The organism is Actinoplanes sp. NPDC051633 (assembly GCF_040681735.1).
GTDB lineage: Bacteria > Actinomycetota > Actinomycetes > Mycobacteriales > Micromonosporaceae > Actinoplanes.
Genome location: NZ_JBFAZH010000900.1, coordinates 1 through 3,266 on the forward strand (window position 1 = coordinate 1; position 3,266 = coordinate 3,266).

General features: G+C 68.9%; 4 protein-coding genes. 1 reads left to right on the forward strand and 3 read right to left on the reverse strand.

What is annotated here, in order from left to right; genetic code table 11:
- Nucleotides 1–253 precede the first annotated feature (253 nt).
- The 3 genes from AB0M20_RS34125 to AB0M20_RS34135 form a co-directional block, all read right to left on the reverse strand.
- Nucleotides 254–808, reverse strand: a complete 555-nt coding sequence (locus AB0M20_RS34125) for a nuclear transport factor 2 family protein (RefSeq protein ID WP_364304471.1) — start codon at nucleotides 806–808, stop codon at nucleotides 254–256.
- Between the two features lie 428 nt (nucleotides 809–1,236).
- Entirely contained in the window at nucleotides 1,237–2,361 is a 1,125-nt protein-coding gene (locus AB0M20_RS34130) for a glycosyltransferase family 39 protein (RefSeq protein WP_364304472.1), read from the reverse strand.
- Nucleotides 2,358–2,624, reverse strand: a complete 267-nt coding sequence (locus AB0M20_RS34135) for a hypothetical protein (RefSeq protein ID WP_364304473.1) — start codon at nucleotides 2,622–2,624, stop codon at nucleotides 2,358–2,360. The genes AB0M20_RS34130 and AB0M20_RS34135 overlap by 4 nt, the downstream gene beginning before the upstream one ends.
- 397 nt (nucleotides 2,625–3,021) lie before the next feature.
- On the opposite strand from AB0M20_RS34135, the gene AB0M20_RS34140 reads away from it, so the two are divergent.
- Nucleotides 3,022–3,266 (forward strand): hypothetical protein (locus AB0M20_RS34140; RefSeq protein ID WP_364304474.1); only part of this gene is annotated, 245 nt, incomplete at its 3' end.

A 3,266-nucleotide genomic window follows, 5' to 3' on the forward strand; every position in this document is an offset into this window, starting at 1 on the left:
GGTACGGCTACACGAGCGTCCTGGCGTACACCGCAATGGCGAACGATGGGCGGGTTCCTCGTCGCCCTGGGTTCGCTGCACTCCACGGCGAGGTCCCCCGGTCAGTAGCCAGCAACGTGCGCCGCCTGGCCGAGGTACTCGCCGAATCGACCGGGCGGGTGCCGCGCAGTCGGCGTGATGGGGGCAGTTTGTAGACGTGGTCATCGGCGACCGAGAACCCGGCACGGCCCTCAGGTCGAACGAGCGGCGGTCGTCAAGCCACCCGCGGCCCAGTGTCTGGTGTGGGCAGCTGCAGGTCGATCATCGTGTCCGCGTGCCGGTGAATGATCTTCCAGGCACCGCGATCGAAGCGGAACATCATCGTGACCCGCAAGATCTGCGGTTGCCGCTCGGTGCGCCCTGCGTAGAGGACCGTCGAGCGTTCGATCGCGACCGTGTAGGCCAATCCGCCCCGCACGTCCTTGACCAGATAATCGAAACGCACTGTCGCACCGCTCGGTTGGAACGCGGTCGCCGCGAGCAGGTAGCGCTGCCGGACCTCCGCCACGCCCGCCTCTCCCAGGCCACCGAACCCGCCGAAGATCGACGCCGGGTTCCGCTCGGCGGTCATCGACAACCACGGCGAGGGGTCCCCGTTGACGAAAGCCGTGTTGGCGGCTTCGTAACGCCGCAGGAACCGCTCGAACCCGTGCCTGTCATTGGCAGCCGCAGGGCCGGCGGTGGCCGCATGCCCGGTGAATCCCTGGGAGGCGGCCAAGCCGGCGACTGCCAGGAGCAGCCCGATGATCATTAGTGTGGGACGCTTCATGAGTAACTCCTATCGTCGTCGGCGAACTCGTCCACCTAGTGAGGACGGCTGTCAGGGGTGCCCTGCGGACATCGCATCCCGACCCCCCGAAAGGCGGGCCACGAGCTCGCAAAAGGCAGGTAGGACAGTGATTTGATGTCTCCCGCAGGGGCGACATGCCCGGCTGCCCGGGAACCGATTTCTGGTCCTCCAAGACGCCACAGGGCACCATTGTGGTCGCTGCCGGGCCACCGACAGGCCCCAGTGTCGGATCCACGATGCTGTCGTCGAACAAACACCTGGGAAGGCCGCATGACCCCGCGGATCACCGCAGTCACTTGCAGAGTGGCGTCGTCGAGCGGCGGCGGCAATCGCCTGACGACATACGCAACTGGCAGGGTAAGACCAACGCCGAACGCGGCGGGCATTCAGGGTGATGTGGTTCCCGGTCAGGGCGAGCTGTTCCAGATCAGGCAGAGATAGACGCCGTACCAGGTGGAGATTGCCGTCAGCAGCGCGAACACCACGACCACCGTGGAGCGCCGGGCTGCGGCCAGACCGTAGGCCACGGGTAGCAGCAGGGGAAACGCGGGCAGCAGGTGCCGTGCCATGGTGTGGTAGTACCCCTCGACGCCGACGACCGCCGCGAACATCACCGCGGCGTAGACGACCAGCGGCCAGGGCGTGCGGCTGATCGCGAGCAGCACCAACAGGGCCAGGGCCAGCAGCACCACGAAGGTGGTCACGTAGAAGCCGAGTCGTTGCGGCCGGTTAAGGATTTCGATCATCCGGGTCAGGGTGTAATGGCCGGCGTCGTACGACGCATGCCAGGCCGCCCGTTGCAGGTATACGTAGCCGTCGAAGCGGCCGAGCCGGTCACCGACCCAGGCCACGAACCCGAGGAATCCGAGCGGGGCCAGCGCCCCACCCGGCCACGGACGCCAACCGTCGCGCCGTTGGCACACCGCCACCAGCGCGGCCAATCCGACCGCGGCGATCAGCGCGATGGCGACCGACCGGGTGAGCCCGGCGAACAGGCACAGCACCCCGGCGGTCAGCCACCGCCGGCGCAGCACCGCGAACAGCGACCAGGCGGCCAGCGCGGTGAACACGGTCTCGGTGTACCCCATGGACTCCACCACGGCGTGCGGCACGACCGCCCACAACCCGGCCAGGACGATCCCGGTGCGCCGGTCGCGCAGCTGCGCGCCCACCGCGTACAACCCCCACGCGGCGGCCAGTCCGGCGGCCCAGGACACGGCGATCGCGGCCACCCGGGAGCCGCCGGGCAGCACCGGGTCGAGGGCGGCGATCAACCCCGGATAGAGCGGGAAGAAGGCGAGGTTGGTGGGGGCCAGACCGCCGTCGGGCTTCAGCGGAATCGCCGTGTCGTAGCCCTGCGCGGCGAGGCGCAGGTAAAACCCCCCGTCCCAGCGAGTGAGCACGCCGCTCAAGTCTCGGCCGCGGGCGTCGGCCACGCACCAGAGCACCAGCAGCGCCACGGCACGCAGCCCTGCATACAGCGCCAGTGCCGGCCACGCGGCACGCGGACCGAACCCGGCCGGCGCTTTCACGGACCGATGGCCTCTGCCGAGCCTGGGATTTCGCGGGTGCGCAGGGTGCCGCGCGGCGCCGGACCGGATCGACGGTCAGTCGGCGTCGGCCCGCCACCGGGATCAACTGCCGAAACCTGATCCTCAAGGGCGCCTGCCGCACGCCGCAGCAGATCCAGCTCATCGGTGACGCCGCCCATCCGGACGGCAAGGCGCACACCGTCATCGAGGACCCAAGCCCATCGACGTTCCTCGGGTCTGCGGACGGACACCGCAATCACCACCTGGCGGAAAGCCCCACACCCCGGGAACAACCAGCATGGACGTCTATCGCCACCGCATCGAGGCTATGTCCTCGATCAGACTCGGCTAGAGCTGTCCCAACTCAGACACTGCACAGGCGCTCGGAACTCACGGGCGCAGCTTGCAGCAGACTCATCACAGGTCATGACGGATCCCCGGCGCAGGCGACCCTGTGGAGAAGTGGGGTGCACGAAGGGGCCGGGCGGTCGCACCGCACAAGCCGGCCGACGTCGTCGGCGCAACCAGCTGAGGTCGCGTCGCATACGTCCACACCAGCACGGCTGCAACGGCCTAAAGGTCGGCCACCAGAGGTGGGCCAGATGCACCACCGCTATCTGGATCCGGTTGCCTGGGGTCACGCACCCATCTTCCGGCCGTGTGCAGCGCCTCCGCTGCGTCCGCTGCAAGGCGCCGCACGAGCACACCGGCGGGCAAGACGTCGTGAACAAGCGCCGCCGATTGGCCGGTGAACGGAAGCAATTCCTCCAGCCGGTCCTCGGCCGCGGCGGTTCGCACATCGGCGCGGAGCCGGTCCGCGGCAGCTCGCGCTGCCGATGGGTCGGCGTTCCACCGGTCGATGAACTCCGTACGCTGGGCTCGGGGGACGGCTGGTTCTCCGCCCG